The following is a 275-nucleotide window of genomic DNA, read 5'->3' as shown; positions in this document are numbered from 1 at the left end:
GGACGTGAGCCCGGAACAACAAGCACTGACCGAGATCGAGGAAGAAGCAGGACTCACGCGAGATGACCTCGCCGATTTTCAACGCGGAGAACAACTCCTGATCCCCGACCACGAGGGAAACCCCTGGCTGGTGCACACCTTCACCGCGACAACCACCCGCCGCAGACTGACCATCAACGACGAACACGACACCTACCGCTGGAGCATCCCCTCCAAAATCAGCCGTTTCTCCAACCGAGTCCCCTGGCTGGACGCCGTCATCGAGGCAGCACCAC

General features: G+C 60.7%; 1 protein-coding gene. It reads left to right on the top strand.

Annotation, left to right across the window (positions count from 1 at the left end; genetic code table 11):
• The coding region (locus tag SB724_RS19995; RefSeq protein ID WP_410572566.1) for an NUDIX hydrolase at window positions 1-275 on the top strand (275 nt) is incomplete at both ends.

This window comes from Bacillus sp. SIMBA_031 (genome assembly GCF_046535225.1).
GTDB classification, from domain to species: Bacteria; Bacillota; Bacilli; order Bacillales; family Bacillaceae; genus Bacillus; species Bacillus velezensis.
Note: the sequence above shows the minus strand (reverse complement) of the source record. Positions and strands in the feature narration are given on the sequence as shown.